This is a genomic window from Polaribacter sp., from assembly GCF_049276715.1.
Taxonomy (GTDB): domain Bacteria; phylum Bacteroidota; class Bacteroidia; order Flavobacteriales; family Flavobacteriaceae; genus Polaribacter.
Genome location: NZ_JBASWY010000032.1, coordinates 1 through 23,401, shown reverse-complemented (window position 1 = coordinate 23,401; position 23,401 = coordinate 1). Strand labels below are relative to the sequence as shown.

Genomic DNA, 23,401 nt, shown 5'->3' with positions numbered 1-23,401 from the left:
TTAAATGCTAAGAAAATCCTTAAAAAAATGGGTAATGGTTGGTGTGTGGTTAGTAGCTTCTAAAAACACCCAAACCTTTATTATTCAATCGTAAAATTAGCAAAAAATTAGACTTATCAGTTTAGCTTAAACCTCGCCATTAACTATACGCTGTGTTACTTAAAGTGATATTTTTAGATGATTTTTAATTTCATCATCATAAGAAAATTCAATAGCAACAACATGCTTATGACGATGTTTAGCAGGTTTTAAAATAATTTTTTTCATAGATGATGTTAAATTAACCATTTTTAATGAATTAAAATTCAATTCATTAAAATTATAGGTATTTACCAAAAACAGGTGAGTAGGGTAAAGGCTCACTATTTTTAAATGGTAAAAGTTTACGATTGCATTGTTTATAAGTATTTTAACAATTCTAAAAAATTGTTAATAACTTTTATTTTGTGGCAAACAAACCAAGCATATTTAAATGCTAAAAACTACTGTTTACAAGCTTAAAAAGCTAAAAAATACACCAGATTGTAAAAAATACTGCCTCAAAACCGAATAAAAATTGCCTCAAGAGGCAATTTGAATCGCATACGGATGCAATAAAACTTGCGTACGGACGTAACTACAAACAAAAACCCCAAGAAAACAATTGTTTTCTTGGGGTTTTAAAACACTCCTAAAAAGGAGCTTTAAAAACCAACACTCTTATAAAAAAGGGTGTTAACTAGCCTTACTAAATGATAAATTTTTTAATAAATTCCTCATTTTTTTGGCAGGCCGAAACAAAATTCTGGCTTTGGTAATAGCATTCGCAGAAACTTCATCTGCGGTCACAAAACCTTCAGAACTTAGGCTTACTTGAAAATTACCCAACTTGCCTAAACGCACGATGCGTCCTTGTTTTAACTCTCTAACAATGTTTTGCTCTAAAACATTTAAAACAGCCAAACAATCGGTTTCTGTTACAGTACATTGCTCAGATATGATCTCTGCCAACATTTCAAAATCTACACTACCATTGGCTACTACAGCCGCATAAAATTTTTCAGGTGCTGCCAAGTCCTGAGGATTTTTTCTAGGCAACGTTTTATAAATGATACTCATTATATAAAGTTTAAAATACATGGCTTTGCAAAAGGGTAGCCATAAAAAACCCTAGTTGAAACGGTTTGTAATGCTCCACATAAAAATGCGTTAGTACTTCCGAATTTTAAGTATTCTAAACCACACGCTAAACGTGCAGGAGCCTTCTAATTTGTAATTTTAAATCATACGCAGTTATCAACAGACATTGTGGATATCTGTATTTAAAAATTAAAAAAATAATTTTTGGTAAGCTGCTAGAAGTATTGTAGTTTTGAGATTGCAAATCGAAACGTAATACAATAACAGTGTTACCGTTTTAAAAAAAGGGTCGTAGAGCCACAAACTTTACGGCTTTTTTTGTGTAATTACTTACGAGGTAAAACTAGGGTTATTCCTGTAGAATAAAAAGACCTACTTATTCACAAAACCCCTTTAGTTTTCAACAAAAAGGCTCAATTTCAGGTTTTTAAGAAAAATGTATCCTAATTTTTATATTTTAGGAAAATTGTATGTTCATTTTTAAATTTTTTACCTGTTAAAAATAATTGGAAGTTAAACCTTATAAGGGTTTGTATAAAAGTAATTCATTCAAAGTCTTCATTTTCATTTCATTTCTTTTTTAGGTAAAAACAATAGTTTGCTAAATTTTGAAGTAAATAAACGAAAATTGCCAACCAAACACTGCAGACGAATTTTTGGGCTAGCAAATAAAAAGAAGCTCTCTAAAAAGTATTAATCTTTGTTATTTGAACTTTAATGTCGAAATCTTTTTTATTGAAAAGCAACTATATATGTTTTTCGACTTCGCTTAAAATGACCGTTTAAATTATCTTTTTGGGCTAGTAAATAAAAAAACCTCGCAATTGCGAGGTTTTTATGTTCAAAATAATAAAAGTTTTATCCTTTAACTTTTTCCTTAAACTGATCAAATTTATCAGTTTGTGGTTTAGGCCAGCTGTTGTTCGAAGTATCTACATCTGCTGTTTCTAAATCTGGATCTACTGTAATGTTGGTAATTTCTTTTGTAGAAGAAAAAACTCTTTTTACAGAAGTATCATCTTTCATCCAAATTTGTGCTGGGAACGTTTGTTTTTCTGTGCTACCATCAGCATAAGTTAATTGCACAATTAATGGCATTACCAAACCTCCTGGTTTTTCGAACTCTACAGAATAAATATAAGTTGGCACTTCTTTACCATCAGCATATTTATCCATAGCTTTTGGGTTTGCTTCCTCTTTATTATCTGTAATGTAAACCAATTCTCCTAAACTATCAAAATATTGTTTGTATTGCTCTTTTAACTTGGTTACTCTTTCACTTGGTTTGTCTGTTAAATACAATGGTTTTACCTCTTTAATACCTATGTCTGTAACATCTGTAGTATAAAACCATCCTCTCCAAAACCAGTCTAAATCTTCGCCAGAAGCGTCTTCCATAGATCTAAAAAAATCTTCTGGTGTTGGGTGTTTAAACATCCATCTTTGTGAATACGTTCTAAAGGCATGATCAAATAATTCTGGTCCCATAATGGTTGTACGTAACATGTACAAACCAGCTGCTGGTTTTGTGTAGGCATTTGGTCCAAATTGTTTTACATAATCTCCTTGAGACATAATAGGAGAGATGTTACTTTGGTCTCCACCCATATAGCGTACAATGTCTTTTGGTAAGTTTCCTGTGTTAAAATTAGGATCGTAATCTAACTCTGCTAAAATTTCTACAAAAGAGTTTAAACCTTCATCCATCCAAGTCCATTGTCTTTCATCAGAATTTACAATCATAGGGAAAAAGTTATGACCAACTTCGTGCGTAATTACGCCAATCATACCGTTTTTAGTTCTTTCTGAATAACTTCCATCAGCTTCAGGACGACCATAGTTAAAACAAATCATTGGGTATTCCATACCTTGTCTGTCTGCATGCACAGAAACTGCTTTTGAGTACGGATAATCGAATGTTAATTTAGAATATTCTTCTAAAGTATTGGCAACCACTCTTGTAGAATGCTCTTCCCATAATGGATTTCCTTCTTTAGGATATAAAGAAGTAGCCATAATAGTTTTACCATTAATATTCACAGCCATAGCATCCCAAATATATTTTCTTGAAGTTGCAAATGCAAAATCACGCACCATATTTGCTTTGTAATGCCAAGTGCTCATTTTTGTAGCACGTCCTTTTTCGTTTTGTTCTGCTTCTGCTTGTGTTACAATAAATACAGGATCTTTAAAAGATTTTTTTGCTTGTTCGTATCTGGTTCTTTGTTCTTTGGTTAAAACATCTTTACTGTTTTGTAAATCTCCTGTAGCTTCCATAATATGGTCTGCAGGTACTGTAATTTTAACTTCATAATCTCCAAACTCTAAAGCCCATTCAGAACGTCCCCAGAATTGCATGTTTTGCCATCCTTCTACATTATCATAAACTGCCAATCTTGGAAAGAATTGAGCTATGGTGTAGTTGTTGTTTCCATCAGGGAAATCTTCAAAACCAGAACGTCCTCCATCTTTTACAGAGTTGTTTATTTTGTAGTTCCATTTAATTCTGAATTCAAATTCATCTCCAGGAGCCAAAGCTTTTGGAAGATTGATTCTCATCATTGTCCAGTTAATGGTGTGCGATAATGGTTTTCCATCACTTTCTACCATTTCTATATTAAAACCAAAACCTTTCTTTTCGGTCATATAGGTGCTCTTAAAATTTTCTGGAGTAATAAATGCAGCTGCACCTGTAGATTGTGCTAAAGGAGTTTTAGAATCATCCGCTCTCATATTCTGGTCTAACTGAACCCATAAATAGGTTAAGTTGTCTTTAGAATTATTATGATACGTTATTTTCTCATCACCATAAAGTTTGTTGTTTGCTTCGTCTAAACGAATATCCATTACATAATCCACTTTTTGTTGTGTGTATTGATGACCTGGAGCCCCAGAAGCTGTATGCTGATCATTTGGTGTAGCCAAAACGTCTTTCATTTGTCTGAATTTGTTTTGGTCTGTATGACCCTGCTGTGTTTTCTTTTCTTCTTGTTTTTCTTGAGCTATGGCTGAAGTGATAACAAATAAAGAAAGTAATAATAAACTGATTTTTCTCATGTTTGTGGTTTGATTTAAAAAATTCGCACTAAATTAATGATAAGTAGATAAATTGATAAAGGTTTGTTAAAATTTTAACAAACCTTTATCTTTTTTTGTAAGCCTTAGGTTTTCAGTCTCAAATCCACAGTTCATTGCATACTGCTACTGAATAATGCCTACTGAATACTGCCAACTAATTTTACCCTTTTATTTTCTCTTTAAATTGATCAAATTTATTGGCAGTTTGTTTTGGAAAACTATTGTTGGATAAGTCTACATCTGCGGTTTCTAAATCTGGATCGATTACCATGCTTTCTATTTCTTTTGATGACGAAAATACTTTGGTAATTTCATGATCATTTAATCTCCAAATTTCTGCAGGATAGGTTTTCTTTTCTTTTGTACCATCTTTGTACGTAAATTCTACAATAATGGGCATTACCAAACCTCCTGGTTTTTCGTAAGTAATTTCATAGTGATATTTTGATTGTTTGCTTGAAAAGCCTAAACCTGCAGAAGTGTCTTCTACAAACTCTATAGCATCACCAATAGTATTTGTACTGTATTTTTTTACACCTTTTATACCAATATCTGTAACATCAGTAGTATAAAACCAACCTCTCCAAAACCAATCTAAATCCATACCAGAGGCATCTTCCATACTTCTAAAAAAATCGGCTGGTGATGGGTGTTTAAACATCCATCTTTGTGAATAGGTTTTAAAAGCGTGGTCGAACAATTCTTTGCCCATCACTGTCTCTCTTAAAATCCAAAGAGCAGTTGCAGGTTTTCCATAAGCGTTATTACCAAACTCATATACATGATCTCCTTGAGACATAATTGGTGCAATCATAGATTGATCTCCAGACATATAATTTACAATGTTTTTAGGATAACCTCTTGTAATAGGAAAATCTTTATCATAATCTAACTCTGCCTGCATTTCCATATAAGAATTTAAACCTTCGTCCATCCAAGTCCATTGTCTTTCATCCGAATTTACAATCATTGGAAAGAAGTTGTGCCCAACTTCATGTATGGTTACTTTTATCATTCTGTATTTCATTCTATCAGAATAACCACCATCTTCTAAATCGGGTCTTCCTGGATTGAAACAAATTTGAGGATATTCCATTCCCATTTGTCCATCAACAGAAATTGCTTTATGATAAGGATAATCGAATGTAAATTTAGAATAGGTTTTTAAAGTTTGTGCAACTGCTCTTGTAGAATGGTCTCCATACAATGGATTCGCTTCTTTAGAATACAAAGAATACGCCATTACAGTTTTGCCATTAATATCTACAGCCATTCCATCCCAAATAAATTTTCTTGATGTTGCAAACGCATAATCTCTTACATTTTCTGCGTAAAATTTCCAAGTTTTGGTCCCTTTTGCTTTTGTTTTTTCGATTTTTGTAGCTTCTTCTTGTGTTCTAATAATTACTGGTTTATCGAACGTTTTTCTTGCTTCTGCCAATCGTTTTTGTTCTGTTTTAGATAAAACTTCGCTTTCGTTTTGTAAAATACCTGTTGCCCCTAACATATGATCTTCTGGTACTGTGATATTTACTCTAAAATCTCCAAATTCTAAAGCAAATTCGCTTCTTCCCCAAAACTGATCGTTTTGCCAACCTTCTACATTGTCATAAACACACATTCTTGGGTAAAATTGGGCAATTACGTAATTGTTATTATTGTCTTCATCAAAATGTTCGTAACCAGATCTTCCACCATCAGTTCTATGATTGTTGATGTTGTACCACCAAGAAATATTAAATTTAAACGTTGCTCCAGATGCCAAAGGTTTTGGCAAATTAATACGCATCATGGTTTGGTTTATAGTGTAAGATAATTTAGAACCATCTGTATTGGTAACACTCATAATATTAAAACCACCGTCAAAAAGTTCTTCTGGAAAACTTCTGTCAAATCTACTTTTGCTTATTGCTTTATCTGGAATTGAGCTGGTAGAAATATCTGGAGATTTAGAATCTTTCGCTCTCATGTTTTGGTCTAATTGCACCCATAAATAGGCTAAATTATCTCTAGAATTGTTATGATAGGTAATGGTTTCATTACCTGTAATTTTTGTTTTATCATCATCTAAAACAATATCCATTACATAATCAACTTTTTGTTGTGTGTACTCTTTTCCAGGAGCACCAGATGCTGTTCTTTCTAAATTGGGTGTTGGTAATTCATGGTCTAATTGTCTAAACTTATTTTGATTCGTGTGTCCTTGCTTGGTAATTTGAGCAAAAGCACCAGAAACAAAAACAAGAGAAAAGAGTAAAAATCCGATTTTTTTCATGTTTGTAGTTTTAATGTTAGTGATTATTGATATTGCAATATAGCAGTGTTTTCTTCTTTGGTTAACAAAACACTTTTATTTTTTTGATTAACTTTAGATTTTACTAAATTTTGCTGATTAGGAAAGTGTTTGATTAATATTTTATTAGAAATAGCTATGGTATTCACTTCTGGAATATTTTCTATTTCTAGATAAAAATACACCAAATCTCCTTCGTATTCTTTGCCTAAATAGTTGAATTCTTTTGCAATTCCATCTACTTTAAAAGAAAGTTTATCTTTTAAGTACTTTTCAAAATAGACATCATTATTTTTTAATTCTTTTTTGGTAGTTAATTGCAAATCAATAGTATAATCTTTATTTAAAGCAGTTTCTATGTCATCCATAAAAACGTTGATAATAATTTGTAAAGATTTTGCTTCTGTCTTATAATGTATCTGAGTTAAACTCAAATAATATTTGTGTGCAGAAAAAGAGAAAAGCGGAATTATAAATAAAAGGAGAATTGTTTTGTTTATGTTCATAAAATGATAAAAATCAATTATTGAGCCAAATTACTCATTTTTTATGATTTCTTTATAAGAAACACTTTCTTGACGCAAAATTTTAATAACTTCTAATACATTTCCATTTTTATGTAAATTTTCAATGCCTAAAGGATTGCAATATTCTAGAAAATGGAAGTAATTATCAATTGGAATTTTTAGTTCGTCGAAGAAAAACTTATCGCCCAATTCTGATAAAATTTTATAAGGAAATTCTTTTTTCTGCGCTAAGTTTTTACGCAAGGCCCACAAACGTTCTGAATATTTAAAAGGAATCGTTGCAGTTGCTCCAGCACCAATCATTGGCATTGCACCTTCCATTGTATTTACTATTGGGGGTCTAACTCTTTCAATTTCATCTACAGTAAAGTCTTTTTGCTTAAAATTTACATTCGAAAAATCCATCACATTTCTTAGTAAAGAATCTCTTTTGTCTCTTTTTACGTCTTTTACATCAATGCCTAATCTGCCCTGTAAGTTGTGTCTTTTTAAATCGAATTCGTTCAATTCATATATGTTAGATTTTAAAAGGACTTTAATTTCTTTATTTTCAATAATTTTTTTAGAAATGAATATTTTTTTTGGTAAATGTTGCACTGAAGAAAAGCTTAAAGAATCGCCTTCTGAAACAAAAATTCGAAACAAACCATCATCATTAGAAAAAGTACCTTGTTTTGTATTTAGGTTAATAATGTTTGCATTTTTTACAACACCAATAGAATCTATAACAGCACCACTTATTAATTTATTTCTCTCTTGAGAAAAACTAAAAAGGCAATTTATAAGAAATATAAGCGTAAGAAGTCGTTTTTTAAGCATGTTCTATTTTAAGGTAGACAAAGTAAACAATTAAAGCGAAAAAGGAATCTAAAATTGCTTTTAAACTTATGTTAAAAATATTAATTTTTCTGTACTATTCGAATTTCTGATTCCTCTTTTAAAGGAAACGTTTTACTTTCTGCCATTAAAATTCTAGTTAGCTTTAAAGTATTGTTGGCTTTAAAATAACCAATAATATTTTTTTGGAGACAATAGTTTAAAAAAGGATATATATTTTCTTGCTTAATGTTTAAATCTGTAATAAAAAAATCGTCTGTAAAATGCTTTCTTATTTTAACAAGTTCGGAATCTTCTAATGTTACTTTTTGTAATTCTTTTCTACGTTTGTTATTTCCATTTAAAGAATTTAATAAATTGTCTAAACTAACTACAGCTCCAGATCTAATTTTTAGCACATCATAATCTTTTTTAACTTTTACGTTTGCGTATGGTAGATTTAGAGTTTTTGCATTTACAGTTGGTGGAGGCATTATTTGTGGATCTACATAAAAAATACTTTTTTGCTTTTCTAAAGTAATTTCATTTAAAGCGTAGGTTTTTTCATCCAGATGAACTTCAATTTTACTGTTTTCAAAATGATTTTTAGTGATAAAAATTTCAGCAACTTCTAGATTTATGTGTTTAAATTGAAGTGTATCTCCTTCTACAACAGGGATTTCAAATTCTCCAAAATCGTTAGATATTGTTCCTTGATTCGAGTTTTTATTTACAACATGAACATCAAAAATGGGATTCTTATTTAATAAAACAATTCCTTGTATAAGTTTTCTTTGCTCTTGACCGAGAGTCAAAAGTGTAAAGAACAAAAAAGAGAGTAGTAGTCGATTTTTCATTGAAGCAAAGAAAAGGAGAGCGCTTCTTAAAAATCTATTAATGCATTGATAAAGTTTTGTTAAACGAAAAAAGCATCATAAATTTTATGATGCTTTTAAGAATTTATGGAACCTTTATTTTATTTTTCTAGCACAAAATACATGGTAGCATTTATTGTTGCTGTTTGTCCATTATCTGTTTCCGTTTCTTTAATCACAGATTTTAAGGTTAAAGTTTTTCCATTAAAACTATCCTATTAAATTCTCAGGCAAATTATTATCATTACTCAAAATAATATTGTTACCATTTAAAGCCCAAGTTGGGTTTTCTGACGGATCTGTATTTGCTTCTACTAATTGTTCATCTGTTTGGTTTTGCCCTGCAGCACTTACAGTTGCAACTAAAGGGTATTCGCCTGCTGCACTCATTGTTTTTGGCGAGTTATTAAAAGTTAGGGTCATACTTATATCTTTTGCAAAAAGCACTGTGGGTTGCAGTTAAAGTTTGTCCATTCGCAGTATATACTAAATTTCCATCCATTGTTTGGTCTTTAATATTCCAAGTGCCTATTAAGTCTGCATCAGTAATGGAAACATCTAAACTGTTGTCACTTTCACAAGATATAAAGACAGCGAAAAGTGTAATTAAAATTAAATTTTTAAGTTTCATAGCTTTAAATTTTAGTTAATTAACCTAAATTAGTCTTTTCGTATTTGAATATTTGCTACACCAACTACAGTAGAAGTAACCCCATTAAGGGTTATGGCTTGGTTTACATTTGTTTCGAATGTTAATAGACCATTGCTAAATGATAAAATACGTATTTCAATTATTTCGCCCCCTTCATTTAAGGTAAGTGTATTGTTATTTAAAGTCCAAGTGCCATTTGTTAAACCGAAATTATTATTAAAGAAAATATTATCAAAAGTTAAAGTTTCAGTTGTTTCTGTACCAAGTAAATCTGTATACGTAAGTTCAAAATCAGATTGTCCTGCAACAGCTACTTGATTAGGATTTTCTGAGAATGTAAGTGAAGAATTAAAGTTTTTTCCAAAACCGCTACCAACTAGTGTAGTAGTAATTGGTGCTGTTACATTAAGCACTACATCATCTATGGTTGCGCTTCTGGCAGTCCAAGTACCAACCAAATCATTAGAAGTAATTTCTATGGCAGAATCGTCTGATACGCTGCATGAAGATATTAATAATACAAATAAAGCTAGGATTGACATTTTTATTTTCATAGTTTTCATTTTCATAATTTTAATTTTTGTAATTTGTTAATTGCATGTGAACGAAATTACGGAATTAAATTTTAAATATCTTTTTTAATGAAAAAAATGATCATAGCAAGTACATCTACCATTCATGGAAGTAGTTATTTAGAATATTTATTGCCAACATTAAAAGAATTTTTTGTGGATGTAAAAACCGTTCTTTTTATACCCTATGCAAGACCAAGTGGCATTTCTTATGATACTTATACTAAAACAGCGAAAGAAGCTTTTGCTAAAATAAATATGGATGTAATTGGAATTCATCAATTCGAAAATTCGAAAGAAGCTATTTTAAAGGCAGAGGCAATTTTTACAGGAGGTGGAAATACTTTTGAGTTGGTAAATCAATTGTATAAAAATGATGTTTTATCAACTTTAAAAGAGGCATTAGAAAATGGAACTCCTTATTTAGGTACAAGTGCTGGAAGTAATATTTGTGGAGTTAATATGATGAATACCAATGATATGCCAATTGTATATCCACCAAGTTTTACAACTTTAGGATGCATACCTTTTAATATTAACGCACATTATTTAGATCCAATAGAAGACTCAAAACATATGGGTGAAACTCGCGAAACTAGAATTAAAGAGTTTCATGTTTTTAACGAAATTTCGGTTTTAGGTTTACGAGAAGGAAGTTGGTTGGAAGTTTTTGGAGATGAAATTGTCTTAAAAGGAAATTATACAGCAAGATTATTTCAAAAGGATAAAAACCCCATGGAATTAGAAAGTGGGAGAGAAGTTGTTGTTTTTTAGTTTCAAAGTTTCAAAGGCTCAGAGTTTCAAAGTTTCAAATCTGAAATTTCTAAATTTTTTTATTTTCCCTAACTCCTAACTCCTAACTCCTAACTCCAAACTCCAAACTCCTAACTCCAAACTCCTAACTCCAAACTTGATTGCTCCAATTAATAAGTTACGTAGTCTATAATTTCCAATCCATAACCAATCATACCCACTCTTTTGGTTTGTTGGGTGTTTGTTAAAAGTTTTAATTTACTAATGTTTAAGTCGTGTAAAATTTGTGCTCCAATTCCAAAATCTCTATGATCCATTGCAATGGCAGGCGCTTTTAATTCACCATTTTTCTGATTTTCTTTTAAAATATGTAACCTATTTAATAAATTTTTAGACTGGTTTTGTTGATTGATAAACAGGATAGCTCCTTTTTCTTCATCATTTACAACTTTAAACATTTGGTCTAATTTCTTATCTGCATTATTTGTTAAAGTTCCTAAAATGTCATTATTAACTAATGTAGAATTTATTCTTGTTAGAACTCCATCTTCATTGGTCCAAGAACCTTTTGTTAATGCAATATGTATTTGGTTGTTGGTAGTTTGCTCATAAGCTCTTAATCTAAATTTACCAAAACGAGTTTCAATTTCAAAGTCTTCTTTCTTTTCAATTAAAGAATCGTGTTCCATTCTATAAGCCACCAAATCTTCAATAGAAACTATTTTAATATCGAACTTTTTAGCCACTTTTAAAAGTTGAGGTAAACGTGCCATTGTTCCATCATCATTCATTATTTCTACAATAACACCTGCAGGTTGTAAACCTGCTAAACGTGCAAAATCGATGGCAGCTTCTGTGTGTCCTGTTCTTCGTAAAACACCACCTTCTTTTGCTTTTAAAGGGAATATATGCCCTGGTCTTGCCAAATCGAAAGGTTTGGTTTCTTTATCTATTAAAGCTTTTATGGTAAGTGCTCTGTCTGCTGCAGAAATACCAGTGGTAACGCCTTTTCCACGCAAATCTACAGAAACTGTAAAAGCGGTTTCCATAGGATCTGTGTTGTTGTTCACCATCATTCCAAGTTCTAACTCTTTACAGCGTTTTTCTGTTAATGGAGTACAAATTAAGCCACGACCATAAGTTGCCATAAAATTGACCATTTCTGGAGTAACTTTTTCTGCAGCCGCTAAAAAATCACCTTCATTTTCTCTGTTTTCATCATCTACAACAATTATAATTTTACCATTTCTAATATCGTTAATAGCCTCTTCTATGGTGTTTAATTTTGTAGTTTTCTGTTTGGTTTGCATCGTTATAAATTATTTCGATTTTTTTGGTATTATTTTTTTGAATAGTTTGGTAATGGGTTGTAAAAACGAATCTAAATTAAACAAACCTTTGTCTTTGGTGGCTCTTCTGGTTAGCAAAATTGCTAAAGGAACCATTAAAAAGAAGGATATCCAGGATCCTAAAAATGCAGATATAGTGCTTTCTTCTGCTAAATTTCTGCCAAAAGTATTTGCGAAAAAATAGATTACATAGATGGCTATTGCCAAAATCATAGGTAAACCAAATCCCCCTTTTCTAATAATAGAACCTAAAGGTGCTCCAATAAAAAAAAGTATGAAACATGATAAAGAAAAGGCGACTCGATTGTAATATTCTGTATCAAAAAAGTTGAGCGTTTTTCTTTCCCATTTTATAGCCGGATTGTAATTACTTAAATTACTTAAAACTCTACTAGTTTTACTTATTGAAGCATTTAAAATAGAAATTTTTTCTTTTAATGCGAAGTTCGATAACAACGTACTGTCTACATTTTTTGTTTTTATAGAGTCTGGGTATTTGTATAATCTATTGGCATAAGTACTTGTGTAAACATTATTGGAACGATCCTTTAAAGTTTCATCATATCTAGCCTTTAAAACAGGAATGGTATCTTTTAGTTGTTCTACAGTTAACATTCTAAAATGATTCTTAACACTGTTACTATCTAAATCACCACCTACAATTGATGAAATATCTATATTAAATTCATATTCTTTAAAAGTTGCACTTGAAGCCGACATTTTTGCGCGTTTCGAAGGTGTTCTTGCATTTTTCACGTGTTCTTCGTAATAATTACCATCATTTAAAATAAAGGTCATATATCTACTACCTTCTTCAGAAATAATTTTACCAGTTTCTGCAGTAATTACTTTTTGATTTCCTCTACCACCTGTTAAATCGTAGATCAATACTTTTTTTAATAAATTTTCATCCTCTCCATATTTTTCATCAAACTTAATTTGATAACCAGGTAAATCTGAATTAAAACTACCAGCAACCAGAGCCAATGCTGGCTTTTTCTTTTTGATGTTTAAATATAAATTGGATTGATTTAAAATAGCATAAGGATATACGTTATTTAAAAACAAAAAGTTGATTCCACTTAAAAAAATAGCTAGGATTGCAATGGGTCTTACCAATCTTTGAAGCGAAACTCCAGCAGATTTAGCTGCAGCGAATTCGTAATTCTCACCCAAATTACCCAATGCCATAATGGATGATAATAAAACCCCAATTGGTAAGGCTTGCGGAATTATCATTAAGGTTGTGTAATATAAAAATTTTAAAATAAAAATAAGGCTAATACCTTTACCAGCAATGTTTTCGAAGGTTTGCCAAAGTGTTTGCATCACCAAAACAAACAACACAATTAAAAATGTTGCTGCGAATGGTTTAAAAAAACTTTTTAAGATGTATTTATCTAAAATTTTCATCGAAAGCAAAAATAGCATCTTAATTATAAAGATGCTATTAATTTTCTGTTAATTGGAATTAATTAATCTATGGTAAAATTTTGACTTAAATATTTTTTCTTATCAAACGTAAAAAAGCCTTCAGATAAGATTTGATTTGCTTTAAAATCGTCTATGGTAAAGATGGTTTTTGCACCATTAGAGCCTGTTTGAGTCAATTTATAAATGTGTTTTGTTTTTGCATCAATACCTAATTCTACTTTTACAATGTCAGAATTGCTATCAATAGGATTTAAAGTTACAAACTGAATTTTTCTACCACTTAAATTTTCTAGTTTACCCATTTTAAAATTGTAACCTTCTTTGTAAAAAGTTAATAGTTTAGAAGGATAAATAAAACCATCATCGCCATCTAAATCGCCATTTGTAATAGAAATTTCTTTTTCATCGTTATTAATTACATACAATTTTTTACCATCATATAAAAACTTATTTCCTAAGTAGTTAAGGCTGTATTTTTCTCCTTTTAAACTAATTTCGCCTCTAATAGGTGGCTCATCTCCTTCTTTAATACCTGCTTCTAAATTAATAAGAGTTTGGCTAAAACCAATAAACATTGTTTGGTAAGCACCCATTTTAAGAGATACTTCGTCTAATATTGCTTTTGCTTCTTTGGAACTTTGTGAGAATGTAATGGATATAAAAAAAAGACTTGTAAATAATACTATTATTTTTTTCATTTTTATTTTTTTTCGTTTTCTAATAATTGTTCTAAGGCTACAAAATCTTGCACTAAAACTTGTCTTGCTTTACTACCTTCGAAACCACCAACAATACCAGCTGCTTCTAATTGATCTATTAATCTACCAGCTCTGTTGTAGCCTAATTTTAATTTTCGTTGTAAAAGAGAAGCAGATCCTTGTTGCGCTGTAACAATAATTTCTGCAGCTTCTTTAAAGAGTTTGTCTCTATCTTCTATGTCAATATCAATACTTGTGCCACTTTCATCATCTGTATATTCTGGTAGTTGATAAGCTTCTGCATAGGCTTTTTGAGAACCAATATAATCTGTTATTTTTTCTACTTCTGGTGTGTCTACAAAAGCACACTGTATTCTGGTTAATGTATTTCCTGCTGTGTATAATAAATCTCCACGTCCAATTAATTGATCTGCACCACCAGCATCTAAAATAGTTCTAGAATCTATTTTCGATGTTACTCTAAACGCAATTCTTGCAGGGAAATTTGCTTTAATAATACCTGTAATAACGTTCACAGAAGGTCTTTGAGTAGCTACAATTAAATGAATTCCAATGGCTCTTGCCAACTGTGCTAAACGTGCAATTGGTGTTTCTACTTCTTTACCAGCAGTCATAATTAAATCTGCAAATTCATCGATAACTAAAACGATATAAGGTAAAAACTGATGCCCTTCATTCGGATTTAATTTTCGTTGTTTAAATTTAGCATTGTACTCCTTGATATTACGAACCATGGCAGCTTTTAGCAAATCATATCTATTATCCATTTCTATACAAAGTGAATTTAGAGTATGAATAACTTTGGTAGTATCTGTGATAATTGCTTCTTCTACATCTGGTAATTTTGCTAAATAATGACGTTCTATTTTATTGAATAAAGTTAATTCTACTTTTTTGGGATCTACTAAAATAAACTTTACTTCTGCTGGATGTTTTTTATATAAAAGTGATGTTAAAACAGCATTTAAACCCACAGATTTTCCTTGTCCTGTTGCACCAGCCATTAATAAGTGAGGCATTTTGGCTAAATCTACCACAAAAGTTTCGTTAGAAATTGTTTTACCCAAAGCAATTGGCAATTCCATTTGAGATTCTTGAAATCTTTTTGATGAAATTACAGAATGCATAGAAACTACTGTCGATTTTTTATTCGGAACTTCGATACCAATGGTTCCTTTTCCTGGAATGGGTGCAATAATTCGAATACCCAATGCAGATAGAGACAATGCAATATCATCTTCTAAATTTTTAATTTTAGAAATACGAATTCCTGCTTCTGGCACAATTTCGTATAAAGTAATAGTTGGTCCAACAGTTGCTTTAATTTCTGCAATACCAATTTTATAATTTTTAAGCGTTTCTACAATTTTATCTTTATTAGCCTCCAGTTCTTCTGGGTCTATAGAAATGCTTTCATTGTATTGTTTTAATAAGTTGAATGTTGGAAATTTAAAATTTGAAAGTTCTAAAGTCGGGTCAAATTCTCCAAAATCTTTTAAAATTTTATCTGATAAATTTTCGGTAGATGATTCTTCTTCTTTACCAATGGCAACATCAATTTCTACTTCTTTTAGGTTTTCTATAATTTCCTTAATTTCAGCATCAGATTCAGTGTCTCTTTCTATTTTTAAAGTTACTTCTTCGTTTTTTCTAGAAACATCTGAATATTTAGAAATGGTGGGTTTTAAATTTTCAAGCGATAATTCAAATTCAGATTTTTCCTTCTTAGTTTCAGATTTTAGTTCTTGTTGATCGTTTTTTCCCTCTATTTCATTCAAAGACTTTTCTGCAGCTAATTCTAAATCTTCTAATTTTTTAGCTTCTCTTTCTAATCTTTTTTGTTTTATTTTTTCGATAAATGCATCAAAAGTAACTTTATAACGAATAATTATATAGCTAATAAACAGAAAAATTAATCCTATTACCAAACCTGTTTTACCTACAAATGTTTGTAAATAATCGTTTATTTCAAAACCAATTATACCCGATAAAAGAGCATATTTTTTATGCAGAAAACCGAGTGTTACAGAAATCCATGAAATGGCTAATAAACTCCAGTTCCAGGAAATGATGATTTTAGAGAATTTCTTTTTAATCAAGATGTAAAATCCTGTTAAAAAAATCTGAATTGCAATAATAAATGCAGCTAAACCAAAGCATTTATAAATAAAAAAGTGACTTAAATTTGCTCCAATTTTACCCAATAAATTTTTACTTTTTACAGTTTTATCGGTTATATAATTTAAGGTACTTTGGTCTTCTTGCCAATTGAAAAAGAAAGAAATAAATGCGATACATAAAAAACAAGAAAACAACATTAAAAATATTGCGAGTACTGTTTTGGTCTGTCTAGTTTTTAAAAAAGAAAAAATAGAAGATTCTGCATTAGAAGTACTTGTTGTTTTAGTAGTTGTTATTTTCTTTTTTGCCATTAAATATTTCTAAATTAAAGGCAGTAAAGATAATAAATTACTTCATTAAAGTTTTGTTTAAGCAAATAAATCAGAAGGTGAGTTAAGGGACTATTTTTATGGGTTTTTTATAACGAGTTAAAAGCTATTTATTTAATTCAAGAAATTTTTATTAATAATTCTATATTAACAATCTCTCAACTAAAAAAACGTATAACCAGCTTTAAATGGATAACCAAGTTAAAATAGAATCATAATTTTTGGCACATAAATAATACATGCAATTACTAAAGAAGTTAATGCTGCTATTGTTGGCACACCTGCTGCAATATCTTTTATTAAACCAATTTTTTTGTGATACTCAGGATGCACAAAATCTGCCATTTCTTCAATGGCAGTATTCGCACCTTCAGCCACCAATACTAGCCCAATGACAATTACTTGTGCAGACCATTCAGCAGCAGAAATATCAAAATAAAATCCCAAAATTGTAGCAATAAAGGCAAAGAATAATTGTGCTTTTATACTATCTTCTGTAGATACTAAAATCCAGAAACCTTTAAAAGCAAATTTTAAACTTCGAATTCTACCCCTTAAAAAGCTATCTTTTGGATTTTTCATTTTAAACAGCCTTTAACGCAGCTTCATAATTTGGTTCGTCTACAATTTCTGATACTTGCTCTGTGTAAGCAATCTGTCCATTTTCATCGATAATCACAACTGCTCTTGAGTGCAAATGTGCCAATGGTCCGTTTAAAATATCCAATTGATAATCTTGTCCAAATTTACCTGTAGCAAAATCAGACAGCATCACTACATTTTCAATTCCTTCAGCTCCACAAAAACGAGCTTGAGCAAAAGGTAAATCTTTAGAAATACAAAGCACTACTGTGTTTGTTAAATTAGAAGCTTTTTTATTAAATTCTCTAACAGAAGTTGCGCAAGTTCCAGTATCTACACTTGGAAAAATGTTTAAAACGATGTTTTTTCCAGCATAATCTGATAAACTTTTGTGAGATAAATCAACGGCTGTTAATTTGAAATCTTTTGCTTTAGAACCTACTTTTGGTAAGTTACCTATGGTATTAAATTTATTTCCTTTTAATGTAATATCTGCCATTTTATTAGTTTTTAAATATTTCCAAAAATAACTAATTAAATCTAAAAGTTAAGTTAAAACTTGCCATCCATAAAATTAAATGAACAATGTTTTAATCTGTATCTTCGCAGTCAAAAAAAATAAAATTTTAATTGAATTTATCAGCTTACACCTCAGAATTTAAATACAATTGGCGACTTGCAGCACCAGTAATGTTGGGTATGTTAGGGCATACTTTTGTTGCTTTTGTAGATAATATTATGGTTGGGCAATTAGGTACAGCAGAATTGGCTGCAGTATCTTTAGGAAACAGTTTTATGTTTATTGCCATGTCTATTGGTATTGGTTTTTCTACAGCAATTACACCATTAATAGCAGAAGCAGATTCGTCAGATAATTTGCAACAGGCAAGATCTACTTATAAAAATGGCTTGTTTTTATGCACAACTTTAGGTCTTGTTTTATTTCTTTTAGTATTCTTTTCTAAACCATTTATGTATTTAATGCAGCAGCCAGAAGAAGTTGTGGCATTAGCTATTCCGTATTTAGATTTGGTTGCTATTTCTTTAATTCCTTTAATAATTTTCCAAGCAATTAAACAATTTAGTGATGGAATGTCTATGACTAAATACCCAATGTATGCTACTTTAATTGCCAATATTGTAAACATAATTCTGAATTATCTATTAATTTTCGGAAAGTTTGGTTTTCCAGAAATGGGTATTGTGGGTGCAGCTTATGGTACCTTAGTTTCTAGAGTGGTAATGGTTATTTATTTGTGGTGGTTGTTGTATCGTAAAGAACGTTCGAAACGTATTATGAGCAATTTAAAAATCTTTGTTTTAGATATTTTAACCATTAAAAAAATTATCAATTTAGGTTCTTTAAGTGCCATGCAAATGTTTTTTGAAGTTGCCATTTTTACCTCTGCAATTTGGTTAAGTGGTTTGCTGGGTAAAAATCCGCAAGCAGCAAATCAGATAGCTTTAAATTTATCTTCAATGACATTTATGGTAGCTATGGGTTTAAGCGTAGCTTCTATGATAAGAGTTGGAAACCAAAAAGGATTACAAAATTATAAAGAGTTGCGCAGAATTGCCTTTTCAATTTTCTTTTTAGGATTAATTTTAGCCACATTTTTTGCGATTATTTTCTTCATTTTTCATGCATCATTTCCTAAAATTTATGTCGATTTAAATGATGCCGAAAATTATATTGATAACATGGAAGTTATTGCAATTGCAGGAAAACTATTATTAGCAGCTTCTATTTTTCAAATTTCAGACAGTATACAAGTGATGGTTTTAGGAGCTTTACGTGGTTTACAAGATGTTAAAATACCCACTATTTTAACTTTTATATCTTATTGGATTGTTGGTTTTCCTGTTTCCTATTTTCTTGGGAAAGAGGACATGTATGGTAGTTTTGGCATTTGGCTTGGTCTTTTAGCAGGTTTAACAACTGCATCTATATTACTATTTATAAGATTTAATTCGTTAACTTTAAAATTGATAAAACAAAAACATGAACTTACCTAAATTTTTATTGGCAGATAATAGCAACTATCCAGAAGATATTTTTATTTTACATACAGAATTCCCACGTTTTATGATCAATCTAAAAGATGATGAAATTGAGTGGTTTGAAGATTTGTCTGGTGAAAGTGAAGAAGATTTGGCAAACGAACTAAATGATTTAATTAAGGAAGCTGAAGCTTTTTACGACAAGGAAATGGAAGGTTATGAGTAGTTCTAAAGATTAAAAACTATTTATTTTTCTATGATTTTATCACTTTTTTAAGAGACATTTTTAGATTTCCAACAAAACTAGAGGCTTTCGATTTTAGTTCGGTTTTCGATTTTATGTTTTTTAAATCTTTTTGTACATTCTCATTTAGCGAGTCAAAATAGCTTTTTTGAACCCAAAATTGATCGCCAGCAATATGGTTAACTTTATTAAGAATGCAGATAAAATTGTGTTTTGTTAGAAATTTTTCAATATCACTTTTTAAAGCCTGTTCTTCATAGAGTTCAATTTTTTCTACTTCCAACCAAAGAGATTTAATATTATTAATAAAAGTACTTGCACCTTCTAAAACCAATAATTCTGCACCTTGCACATCCATGTGAATAAAATCTATTGAATTGATTTTATGGCTCTTACAAAAATTTTCTAAAGTTTCTGTTTCTATGGTAATCGATTCTTTAAACTCTAGCCAAGGATGCACTTCTTTTGTTTTTCCAGGTTTATAAAGTGAAGAACTTTTGTTTCCAAAATCGGTAGAATTATCTGTAGGCTTGTCTTTATTTGGTGGTTTTCCAGAAGACACATAAAACGTGGCTTCACCTTTCTTAGAAGATAAGCCAAGTTCAAACGCATGTAAATTGTCTAATTTATTTTTAACCTTATTTTCTAAAACTTGTTTGTAATTATTAGGCAATGGCTCAAAAGCAAACCCTTTGGCATTTTCGAAAATAGAAAGATATCGAACACTGCTTAAACCTTCACAAGCACCAATATCAAAAATGATTAATTCACTATTTATATCAAATAATTTGGTAATTACTTTTTCGTGTAATTCTAATTTTAAATTATGATTCATTCATTTTCGTTTTAACAGATGTAATAAAAATTACCTTTTTAAAAAGTCTTCGTAAGAATTTTGCGTGATTGCTTTGCCCAAAGAATCTAAATATTTTGTATTTTTTCCAGCCTCTAAAATAGGTTTTCCACTAATATAATCATAAATAAAAATGCCTTTTTTATTCAAAGTTCCATATCCTTTGTTAAAAGTATAATGCGCATATTGGTTCTCTGAAGAATTAAAAATGTGCTTACTAAAAACAAAATCTTTTTTATCGCCATTTAATAAATCCAATAAAGTGTAAGAAAAATCTACTTGACTAGAAACTGTTTCGATTTCAATGTTTTTTTGATGAAGCGCTCCACCCAACCAAACCATAGGAATTTTAAATTTTTTAGGAGAAAAGTAAGGGCCTTTATGTTCTGGTGAGCTATGTCCATGATCTGACATGATAACGATTAAAGTGTTTTTATACCATTCTTGTTTTTTTGCAAATTCGATAAAATTGCCAATTACTTTATCTGTGTAAAAGTGCGAACTTCGATACAGATTATCGTGCGTTTCTTTACCAAATTTATATTCTCCTTTTATTTCATAGGGTTCATGGCTCGATAATGTTAAAGCAATTTTAAAAAAAGGCTCTTGTAAATCTGTTGTCAAATCTTTTTCTAAACGTTTCATAAAAACATCATCATAAGCACCCCATTTAGAGTTCCAATCTTTTTTATCGAAATCATTTCCATCAACAAAATTGGTAATTCCAGCATTTCTTAAATAGGTATTCATGTTGCCAAAATTCAAATCTCCACCATAATAGAAAGTTGTATTGTAGCCTAATTCCATCATTTTTTTTGGCAACATTGGTAAATTCCGAGTTTTGTTGGGCATTCGCATAATTCGCTGCACAGGTTGTGGATAATAACCACTTAAAATAGCAGGAATACCTTTGTCTGTTCTGTCTCCATTAGAATAAAAATTGGTAAACAAAATCCCTTCTTTAGAAAGTTTATTTAGGTTGGGAGTAACATTAGCTTCACCACCCAAACTACCCACAATTTTGGCAGATAAACTTTCCCAAAGAATTAAAATTACATTGGGTTTATGGGTGTTTAAAATAGAATCTTTGTCAGCATTTAAAAGCTTATTTCTTGTGCTATTTATAATTTTTAAAGCAGTTTTATCATCAAAGTATTTGTATGGATTTGCACCATCTGTTTTAAATGTAATTGTATTAAAAAAGTTCCAAATAAAATTAATGGCTGCATGATTTGCAAACATTTTATCGGAAAAATAAACATTACTTTGATTTACTGGTATTGTTTGAAAACCGCCTCTGAGAGGTAAAATAAGTGATGCAGTTATCAGTAAAAATAGAGGTATTTCTAACCAGTTTCCAAAATTGATTTTCTCGATATTTTTTAGATGTAATTTTGAATATAATTTTATGAAAAAATAGGAGAGTAAAATCCAAATAAATATTCCAGAAATCAGTTGAAATTTAGATACGGATGATATCATTAATTCTGGCGTATTTAAATAAGGAAGAAGAGAAACGTCTAATCGTATGCCCCAAGCTTGGTACAAACCAGCATCTATTAGTAACAATAAATTAATAATAACAAGTAGCAAAATTGTATACCACTTTATAATGTTACCAATTATTTTACGATTGAAGATCACAGTAAAAATAATTAATAAAAAAGGGATTAAAGATAAATAGGCTGCAAAAGAAAGGTCTAATTGTAAACCGTAAGCAAAAGTTTTAAGAATAGTTGAAGCATCTAATTCTTTTGTTTTAACAAAATAATAAAGTAAAAAATAAACACGCGCAAAAATAAAATAAGCAACCCAAAAAAGGAAATAGTATACGTTAAATAAAAATCTGTTTTTCGGGTTTTTCATTTATTATTCTGTAACTTTTAATCGAGCTTTTGTTGCAACAGACATATCAGCATAATCATTATTAAGGTATTTTAAATAACCTGTTATGGCAATCATTGCTGCATTGTCTGTTGTGTATTCGAATTTAGGAATGTAGGCTGTCCATCCAAAATGTTTTTCTGCCGATTGTAATTTTTTTCTAATTTCAGAATTTGCAGAAACTCCACCAGCAATGGCTATGTGTTTTATCCCTGTTTTTTTAACCGCTTTTTTTAATTTATCCATTAAAATTTCTACAATGGTAAATTGTATAGAAGCACAAATATCATTCAAGTTTTCCTCAATAAAATTAGGATTTATTCTCTGTTGTTTCTCTATAAAATAAAGAATTCCAGTTTTTAATCCACTAAAACTAAAATCTAGTTCGCCTACTTTAGGTTTGGTAAATTTATAAGCTTTTGGGTTTCCTAACTGAGCATATTTATCTATTAAAGGTCCTCCAGGATAAGGCAATCCTAAAATTTTCGCAGATTTATCAAACGCTTCACCAACTGCATCATCTATGGTTTCTCCTAAAATTTCCATTTCAAAATAATTGGTAACTTTTACAATTTGTGTATGACCACCACTTATGGTTAAACAAATAAAAGGAAAAGGCGGAATTTTAGTATTTTCTCTATCAATAAAATGCGCTAAAATATGCGCTTGCATGTGGTTTACATCAATTAAAGGAATTTTAAGGCCTATTGCTAAAGATTTAGAAAAAGAAGTGCCTACCAATAAAGAACCCATTAATCCTGGGCCATTTGTAAAAGCAATTGCAGAGATTTGCTCTTTCGAAATATTCGCTTGTTTTAATGCTTGTTGAACTACAGGTACAATATTTTGTTGATGCGCTCTTGATGCCAATTCTGGAACTACACCTCCATATTTTGCATGTACTTCTTGATTTGCAATAACGTTACTCAGCACTTTTGCATCGCAAACAACAGAAGCACTTGTATCATCGCAAGAAGATTCTATTCCTAAAATGTAGATGGGTTTTTGCATTAAATAAAGTTAAATTATTGCAAAATTAAGTATAATTTTATGCACGGCTTTGTTTTTTAATAATAGAAATTTAATTGTTTGTTAAATTTGCACGTTCTTTGTTTAGACTGGCAATATTTTTGATAGAATTAGTCTTTATTACTTTAACTTTAAAATATACTGATATCAAAAAAATAGGAAAGAAAATCT

23 protein-coding genes are annotated in these 23,401 nt (G+C 30.3%); 4 read left to right on the top strand and 19 right to left on the bottom strand.

The annotated features are described in order from the left end of the window. Positions 1 to 159 precede the first annotated feature (159 nt). The 7 genes from WAO74_RS09200 to WAO74_RS09170 all read right to left on the bottom strand — a co-directional run bounded on the left by WAO74_RS09200 (position 160) and on the right by WAO74_RS09170 (position 8,648). Positions 160 to 288 (bottom strand): hypothetical protein, encoded by a 129-nt coding sequence (locus WAO74_RS09200; protein WP_422161454.1) that lies wholly within the window; start codon positions 286 to 288, stop codon positions 160 to 162. A 426-nt stretch (positions 289 to 714) separates the two neighbouring features. Further along, on the bottom strand, positions 715 to 1,098 hold the full coding sequence (locus WAO74_RS09195) for an HU family DNA-binding protein (RefSeq protein ID WP_422161452.1): 384 nt from the start codon (positions 1,096 to 1,098) through the stop codon (positions 715 to 717). Positions 1,099 to 1,977: 879 nt separating this feature from the next. Then, positions 1,978 to 4,176: a M1 family metallopeptidase gene (locus tag WAO74_RS09190; protein ID WP_422161450.1), complete on the bottom strand. Its 2,199-nt coding sequence runs from the start codon at positions 4,174 to 4,176 to the stop codon at positions 1,978 to 1,980. Between the two features lie 181 nt (positions 4,177 to 4,357). After that, the gene (locus WAO74_RS09185; protein WP_422161448.1) at positions 4,358 to 6,472 is read right to left on the bottom strand and encodes a M1 family metallopeptidase; all 2,115 of its coding nucleotides are present in this window, start codon (positions 6,470 to 6,472) and stop codon (positions 4,358 to 4,360) included. A 23-nt stretch (positions 6,473 to 6,495) separates the two neighbouring features. After that, a complete protein-coding gene (locus WAO74_RS09180) occupies positions 6,496 to 6,996 on the bottom strand; it encodes a DUF6702 family protein (protein ID WP_422161447.1) in 501 nt (166 codons plus the stop codon). 30 nt (positions 6,997 to 7,026) lie between these two features. Further along, on the bottom strand, positions 7,027 to 7,836 hold the full coding sequence (locus WAO74_RS09175) for a hypothetical protein (RefSeq protein ID WP_422161445.1): 810 nt from the start codon (positions 7,834 to 7,836) through the stop codon (positions 7,027 to 7,029). Between the two features lie 80 nt (positions 7,837 to 7,916). Continuing rightward, entirely contained in the window at positions 7,917 to 8,648 is a 732-nt protein-coding gene (locus WAO74_RS09170; protein WP_422161443.1) for a carboxypeptidase-like regulatory domain-containing protein, read from the bottom strand. Positions 8,649 to 8,795: 147 nt separating this feature from the next. On the opposite strand from WAO74_RS09170, the gene WAO74_RS09165 reads away from it, so the two are divergent. Next, positions 8,796 to 8,930 (top strand): hypothetical protein, encoded by a 135-nt coding sequence (locus tag WAO74_RS09165; protein WP_422161441.1) that lies wholly within the window; start codon positions 8,796 to 8,798, stop codon positions 8,928 to 8,930. Here the strand turns inward: WAO74_RS09165 and WAO74_RS09160 are convergent. Genes WAO74_RS09160 through WAO74_RS09150 form a run of 3 tightly spaced genes read right to left on the bottom strand, consistent with a single transcriptional unit; the run spans position 8,919 to position 9,923 of the window. Further along, positions 8,919 to 9,131: a hypothetical protein gene (locus WAO74_RS09160; RefSeq protein WP_422161439.1), complete on the bottom strand. Its 213-nt coding sequence runs from the start codon at positions 9,129 to 9,131 to the stop codon at positions 8,919 to 8,921. The two genes, WAO74_RS09165 and WAO74_RS09160, sit on opposite strands and share 12 nt — an antisense overlap. Next, positions 9,115 to 9,339 carry a hypothetical protein gene (locus WAO74_RS09155; protein ID WP_422161437.1) on the bottom strand — a complete coding sequence of 75 codons (225 nt, stop codon included), beginning with the start codon at positions 9,337 to 9,339 and terminating at the stop codon, positions 9,115 to 9,117. Before WAO74_RS09155 ends, WAO74_RS09160 begins: the two co-directional genes overlap by 17 nt. Before the next feature lie 29 nt (positions 9,340 to 9,368). Beyond that, positions 9,369 to 9,923: a hypothetical protein gene (locus WAO74_RS09150; RefSeq protein ID WP_422161435.1), complete on the bottom strand. Its 555-nt coding sequence runs from the start codon at positions 9,921 to 9,923 to the stop codon at positions 9,369 to 9,371. 78 nt (positions 9,924 to 10,001) lie between these two features. Here WAO74_RS09150 and pepE point away from each other — a divergent pair, with 78 nt between their 5' ends. Next, positions 10,002 to 10,706, top strand: a complete 705-nt coding sequence (gene pepE / locus WAO74_RS09145; RefSeq protein WP_422161434.1) for a dipeptidase PepE — start codon at positions 10,002 to 10,004, stop codon at positions 10,704 to 10,706. Positions 10,707 to 10,855: 149 nt separating this feature from the next. Here pepE and ribB read toward each other — a convergent pair whose 3' ends face one another. The 6 genes from ribB to tpx all read right to left on the bottom strand — a co-directional run bounded on the left by ribB (position 10,856) and on the right by tpx (position 17,718). Then, positions 10,856 to 11,995 (bottom strand): 3,4-dihydroxy-2-butanone-4-phosphate synthase, encoded by a 1,140-nt coding sequence (gene ribB / locus WAO74_RS09140; protein ID WP_422161432.1) that lies wholly within the window; start codon positions 11,993 to 11,995, stop codon positions 10,856 to 10,858. A gap of 9 nt (positions 11,996 to 12,004) precedes the next feature. After that, positions 12,005 to 13,447, bottom strand: a complete 1,443-nt coding sequence (locus WAO74_RS09135; RefSeq protein ID WP_422161430.1) for an LptF/LptG family permease — start codon at positions 13,445 to 13,447, stop codon at positions 12,005 to 12,007. A gap of 62 nt (positions 13,448 to 13,509) precedes the next feature. After that, positions 13,510 to 14,166 (bottom strand): LolA family protein, encoded by a 657-nt coding sequence (locus WAO74_RS09130; RefSeq protein ID WP_422161428.1) that lies wholly within the window; start codon positions 14,164 to 14,166, stop codon positions 13,510 to 13,512. Positions 14,167 to 14,168: 2 nt separating this feature from the next. Then, positions 14,169 to 16,619 (bottom strand): DNA translocase FtsK 4TM domain-containing protein, encoded by a 2,451-nt coding sequence (locus WAO74_RS09125; protein WP_422161426.1) that lies wholly within the window; start codon positions 16,617 to 16,619, stop codon positions 14,169 to 14,171. A gap of 219 nt (positions 16,620 to 16,838) precedes the next feature. Continuing rightward, positions 16,839 to 17,219: a diacylglycerol kinase family protein gene (locus tag WAO74_RS09120; RefSeq protein ID WP_422161424.1), complete on the bottom strand. Its 381-nt coding sequence runs from the start codon at positions 17,217 to 17,219 to the stop codon at positions 16,839 to 16,841. A gap of 1 nt (position 17,220) precedes the next feature. Then, a complete protein-coding gene (tpx, locus tag WAO74_RS09115; protein WP_422161422.1) occupies positions 17,221 to 17,718 on the bottom strand; it encodes a thiol peroxidase in 498 nt (165 codons plus the stop codon). Between the two features lie 131 nt (positions 17,719 to 17,849). On the opposite strand from tpx, the gene WAO74_RS09110 reads away from it, so the two are divergent. Next, on the top strand, positions 17,850 to 19,235 hold the full coding sequence (locus WAO74_RS09110; RefSeq protein ID WP_422161420.1) for an MATE family efflux transporter: 1,386 nt from the start codon (positions 17,850 to 17,852) through the stop codon (positions 19,233 to 19,235). Further along, positions 19,222 to 19,446 (top strand): hypothetical protein, encoded by a 225-nt coding sequence (locus tag WAO74_RS09105; protein ID WP_422161418.1) that lies wholly within the window; start codon positions 19,222 to 19,224, stop codon positions 19,444 to 19,446. Before WAO74_RS09110 ends, WAO74_RS09105 begins: the two co-directional genes overlap by 14 nt. A gap of 28 nt (positions 19,447 to 19,474) precedes the next feature. Here WAO74_RS09105 and WAO74_RS09100 read toward each other — a convergent pair whose 3' ends face one another. Genes WAO74_RS09100 through tsaD form a run of 3 tightly spaced genes read right to left on the bottom strand, consistent with a single transcriptional unit; the run spans position 19,475 to position 23,212 of the window. Then, positions 19,475 to 20,299, bottom strand: a complete 825-nt coding sequence (locus WAO74_RS09100) for an FkbM family methyltransferase (protein ID WP_422161416.1) — start codon at positions 20,297 to 20,299, stop codon at positions 19,475 to 19,477. Between the two features lie 30 nt (positions 20,300 to 20,329). Further along, positions 20,330 to 22,183 carry an LTA synthase family protein gene (locus WAO74_RS09095; RefSeq protein WP_422161415.1) on the bottom strand — a complete coding sequence of 618 codons (1,854 nt, stop codon included), beginning with the start codon at positions 22,181 to 22,183 and terminating at the stop codon, positions 20,330 to 20,332. A 3-nt stretch (positions 22,184 to 22,186) separates the two neighbouring features. Next, positions 22,187 to 23,212 (bottom strand): tRNA (adenosine(37)-N6)-threonylcarbamoyltransferase complex transferase subunit TsaD, encoded by a 1,026-nt coding sequence (gene tsaD / locus WAO74_RS09090; protein WP_422161413.1) that lies wholly within the window; start codon positions 23,210 to 23,212, stop codon positions 22,187 to 22,189. Between the last annotated feature and the right edge of the window lie 189 nt (positions 23,213 to 23,401).